Source organism: Ruminiclostridium cellobioparum DSM 1351 = ATCC 15832 (genome assembly GCF_000621505.1).
GTDB classification, from domain to species: Bacteria; Bacillota; Clostridia; order Acetivibrionales; family DSM-1351; genus Ruminiclostridium; species Ruminiclostridium cellobioparum.
The window spans coordinates 1-1,841 of record NZ_JHYD01000082.1 but is presented as its reverse complement, the minus strand read 5'-3'; the positions used below and the strand labels follow the sequence as shown (position 1 = coordinate 1,841).

The 1,841-nt window shown below is 35.9% G+C and carries 2 protein-coding genes; both read left to right on the top strand.

Going from position 1 to position 1,841, the window contains the following annotated elements:
• The coding region (locus tag T344_RS31405; protein ID WP_207641860.1) for an HNH endonuclease signature motif containing protein at positions 1-1,017 on the top strand (1,017 nt) is incomplete at its 5' end.
• 36 nt (positions 1,018-1,053) lie between these two features.
• Positions 1,054-1,527 carry an SMI1/KNR4 family protein gene (locus T344_RS0119385; protein WP_027630047.1) on the top strand — a complete coding sequence of 158 codons (474 nt, stop codon included), beginning with the start codon at positions 1,054-1,056 and terminating at the stop codon, positions 1,525-1,527.
• The last annotated feature ends 314 nt before the right edge of the window (positions 1,528-1,841 follow it).

The following is a 1,841-nucleotide window of genomic DNA, read 5'->3' as shown; positions in this document are numbered from 1 at the left end:
AAAGCAGGCGGCAAGGAAACCGGACAGGCCCAGGGAGGCAGTAAAGCAGAAGGCGGAGGAGACATCTTCGGAACCGTCAGGAGCGGCATACATAACAACCTCATGACGCTAGGCCTTATAAACCTGAAGAAGCTTGGAATGCAGATACTGGCAGCCGGAGCAGCAAAAATATCAGGAGCCATAAGAAAAATGCTCACTCCGAAGGTCAAATTCAAGCTGGGCAGCGAAACTCATGAACTGTGGGTGGAACAGGATAAAACCAGAAACTCAGTAATGATGGCCAGCCCAAAAGGAACAGAAGTTGAAGAAAATTCAGAAGCGAGCAGGATTCTGGCAGAAAGTGGAGAATTAAGAGATAAGCTGGAAAAAGCCAAGAAAAAGCAGTATGAATCACAGGTTAATACAAATCTTCAAGATCTTGCTCGGGGTATGCAAGCGGCTGGTCAGGGGGAAAGTGTTACTTCGAGTGGAAGTAAACCTGGTGATAAGGATATTAATGATTCGAATAAAGAGCCAAAAGGCAAAGTAATAAATAATTCAAGGGACAATATACAAGAATATATTAATGGGAATAAGAGTTTTGATGAAGTTCTTGATGACTACTCTAAGTTATACACAGATGCAGTTAAGACTAACAAAAAATGGTCTTGGAATAAGTCAATTTTAGGAGGAGAATATCTTATAAGAGGACAAAAAGATAAGATTAAAGAAAGGGCTGTCGAAAATGGCTATATACCTGCTGTAAAAATAATATCAATAAAAGGTAAAAAAGTAGCTGATTTTAAAAGTGCAAGAGTGGTTATTGAAACTGTAACATTACCACAAGATAAATGGTTATTGGGTGACGATGCCCAATTTGATTGGCTAGATAAACAAATTGGTGGACATAGAGACGGTTATACATGGCATCATTCTGAAATCCCAGGTCAGATGGAGTTGATTCCATTTGGTATACATAATATATATAACCATGATGGCGGAAGGTCGCCGGGAATGTGGGCCCATGCATCAAGATAGGGAATACTAGTAGATTATTTTGAAGGAGATGATATTATGAAAATAATAGAAAATTCAGTGATATTCCCATTACCAAGTATTGAATTGATAAAAAGAGAAGAGAAAATGTGGAGAATTTTATTGCCTAAAAGTTATGTAGATTTTATTCAAAGGTCTAATGGAGGGAAGCCAGTAGAACGATGTTTTATATGTAACAATCGCCATTATGCTATAGATAGATTTTTGTGCATATTGGAGGATCCTGAAGAACATGAATTAGGAATGTATGATATAGATGTTGTGCTAACTCAAATTGAAGATAGATTATCTGATAATCCAGACCTAGTAGGGATTGAATTATTACCGATAGCCACATTATTTGCAGGTGATTTCGTTTGTTTAGATTATAAGAGTTCTAAAGATAATCCAGGTATATGTGTATGGAGTCATGAAGAATCAGAACAGGATATGCCAGTGACATATTTTGTAGCAGATACCTTTGAAAAGTTTTGCGAAATGTTAATTGATTAATTTAGTAATAAATTCCGCTGATAAGACTGGTGTAGCTGTTAAATTTAAGAATAATATGATTAATGTGGGTAAAGATGATATTATATTTTAAAAAAATATTTAAAAACATAGATAAAAGTTCAATTCAGGTCTTAATTGAGATATATTCTCTGTTAAGGCTTTTTTCATAAGTAAAATTCATGAGTAATGCATTGCATGTATTTTTTTAAACAGGTTGGTTCGGTATTAAACATTGTCAACACAATCAGAAGCATAAAGCTGTCTGATGTAAAGCAAATCCTGAGCATAGCGGGAATAGGAAGCTACCTTGTAAA

What these genes read in the sequence shown, in the direction of transcription:
- T344_RS0119385 (WP_027630047.1), top strand. Translation starts at nt 1,054, where the DNA reads ATGAAAATAATAGAAAATTCAGTGATATTCCCATTACCAAGTATTGAA.